The following is a 2,157-nucleotide window of genomic DNA, read 5'->3' as shown; positions in this document are numbered from 1 at the left end:
AGAGATACGCAGAGGTAGTACACGCAAGAGTCGGGTATATTGTATGAGATGAAAAAGAGACACCGAGACACCAAAGACGATAGTGGGCGGGCGCGGGGGGGGGAGAGAGATGAAAGCGGAGAGCATCAGCCACCCCCACAAGACGGGGGGGGGGGGGGGGGGGGGGAGGGGGGCATCGACGCAACCACCTCCCCATTCCCCAACGCCAAACACCCGCCCGGATCGCTCCGGGCGGGTGCTGGTATAGGCGTACCGAACGAAAGGGCGCCGGATTACTCCGCGGCGGCCTTCGTGTTGTTCATGCCGCGGCCGGTCGTGCGCTCGGCGATACGGGCCGACTTGCCGCGACGGTCGCGCAGATAGTACAGCTTGGCGCGGCGGACGGCGCCCTTGCGGACCAGCTCGATCGACTCCAGACGCGGGGAGTAGAGCGGGAACACGCGCTCCACACCCTCGCCGTAGCTGATCTTGCGGACGGTGAAGGACGAGTTCACGCCGGCGTTCCGGCGGGCGATCACGACGCCCTCGTAAGCCTGGACACGCTCGCGCGTGCCCTCGACCACCTTCACGTTCACGCGGACGGTGTCGCCCGGCGAGAACACAGGAATGGTCTTGCCGCCGAGGGCCTTCTCGATCTGCTCCTGCTCGAGCTGCTGCAACAGGTTCATGACACTACCCCTTTCCATCGGTGCGCCTCGCGGCGGACCGTCACTCTGGTTTCGGGCCGCGCCGGCGACCCCGTTTTCCAATCTGACCCTCGGCCTTCCTGCCCGCCTCGTAGCGGTCCCACAGGTCCGGTCGCCGGGCCTGCGTGATCCGCTCCGCCTCGGCGAGCCGCCAGGCGCGAACCTTCTCGTGGTGGCCGGACAACAGAATGTCCGGGACCGACCGTTCCACACCCTGCCCGTCGGTCCAGACCGCGGGCCGGGTGTAGTGGGGGTATTCGAGCAACCCCCGTTCGAAACTTTCCTCGCCCGCCGTCTCCACATTGCCCATGACGCCGGGGAGCAAGCGCACCACGGCGTCGATCAGGCACAGGGCGGCGGTCTCGCCGCCGGACAGCACGAAATCCCCGAGGCTGACCTCCTCAAGGCCGTGCGCGTCCAGCACCCGCTCATCCACCCCTTCGTACCGGCCGCAGAGCAGGGTGACCACCGGGGTGGCCGCCAGCTCCTTGACCAGCTCCTGGTCGAGCACCCGTCCGCGAGGCGACAGGTAGATCGCCCGTCCGCGTCCAGGAGTGCCCGGAGGACCCGCCGTCGCGGTCAGAGCCGCGTCCAGCACGTCGGGCCGCATGACCATGCCGGCCCCTCCGCCGAAGGGGGTGTCGTCGACGGAGCGGTGTTTATCGCGCGCGAACGAGCGAATGTCCACTGATTCCAACGCCCAGACTCCATTTTCCAGCGCCTTTCCCGCGAGGCTGAGCCCCAGCGGACCCGGAAACATCTCCGGGAACAGCGTCAGAACCTTGGCCGTCCAGACAAGAGAACCGGAAGCGCCGTGATTCACGGGCGGGTTCCCTTGTCTTGAACGTCGTCTTGAGCGTCTTCAGCGTCATCCGCGCCCTCCGGCGCGTCCGCTCCGTCCTTTTCCGCCTCGCCTTCGCGCGCTTCGATGACCGCGGGAAGATCGACCACGACGCGGCCTCCCTTCACATCGACCACCGGAACGCAGGCGCGGGTGAAGGGCAGCATCTCCAGCGGCCCCGATTCCGTGCGGATCTCCAGCACGTCACCGGCTCCGAAGTCGTACAGCGCCTTCACCGTGCCCCAGACGGTGCCGTCGGCGAGTTCCGCACGCAGCCCGATCAGGTCGGCGTGGTAGAACTCGTCCTCGTCCTCCGTCTCGGGCAGGGCGGAACGGTCCACATAGAGCCGGACGCCGGTCAGTTCCTGCGCCTGTTCGCGCGTGGCGATGCCATCGACGCGGACCAGGAACAGGTCCTTCATGGTGCCCTGAAGCGTCAGCGCGAAGCGCCGGGCGCCCCGCTCGTCCGAGAGGGGGCCGTAGGACGCCACGGCTCCCGGGTCCTCCGTGAAGCTTTTCACCTTCACGAGGCCGCGGACGCCGTGCGCCCCGGCGAATTGGCCGACGCAGACTTTTGTGGACATGGCTTGAGCGTGTGCGTTGCGGGGCGTCGCTCGCCCCCTCCCTACC

At 67.7% G+C, this 2,157-nt stretch carries 3 protein-coding genes; all 3 read right to left on the bottom strand.

Annotated elements, in window-relative coordinates:
• Positions 1 to 272 precede the first annotated feature (272 nt).
• Genes rplS through rimM form a run of 3 tightly spaced genes read right to left on the bottom strand, consistent with a single transcriptional unit; the run spans position 273 to position 2,111 of the window.
• Positions 273 to 668 carry a 50S ribosomal protein L19 gene (rplS, locus tag GBZ26_RS28940; protein WP_014239328.1) on the bottom strand — a complete coding sequence of 132 codons (396 nt, stop codon included), beginning with the start codon at positions 666 to 668 and terminating at the stop codon, positions 273 to 275.
• Between the two features lie 40 nt (positions 669 to 708).
• Positions 709 to 1,509, bottom strand: a complete 801-nt coding sequence (gene trmD / locus GBZ26_RS28935) for a tRNA (guanosine(37)-N1)-methyltransferase TrmD (protein ID WP_119509113.1) — start codon at positions 1,507 to 1,509, stop codon at positions 709 to 711.
• On the bottom strand, positions 1,506 to 2,111 hold the full coding sequence (rimM, locus tag GBZ26_RS28930) for a ribosome maturation factor RimM (RefSeq protein WP_174441742.1): 606 nt from the start codon (positions 2,109 to 2,111) through the stop codon (positions 1,506 to 1,508). The genes trmD and rimM overlap by 4 nt, the downstream gene beginning before the upstream one ends.
• Positions 2,112 to 2,157: the final 46 nt, after the last annotated feature.

It is taken from the genome of Azospirillum formosense (assembly GCF_013340925.1).
Classification (GTDB): Bacteria; Pseudomonadota; Alphaproteobacteria; order Azospirillales; family Azospirillaceae; genus Azospirillum; species Azospirillum formosense.
This window is presented reverse-complemented; position numbering and strand designations above follow the sequence as displayed.

What these genes read in the sequence shown, in the direction of transcription:
- rimM (WP_174441742.1), bottom strand. Translation starts at nt 2,111, where the DNA reads ATGTCCACAAAAGTCTGCGTCGGCCAATTCGCCGGGGCGCACGGCGTC.
- rplS (WP_014239328.1), bottom strand. Translation starts at nt 668, where the DNA reads ATGAACCTGTTGCAGCAGCTCGAGCAGGAGCAGATCGAGAAGGCCCTC.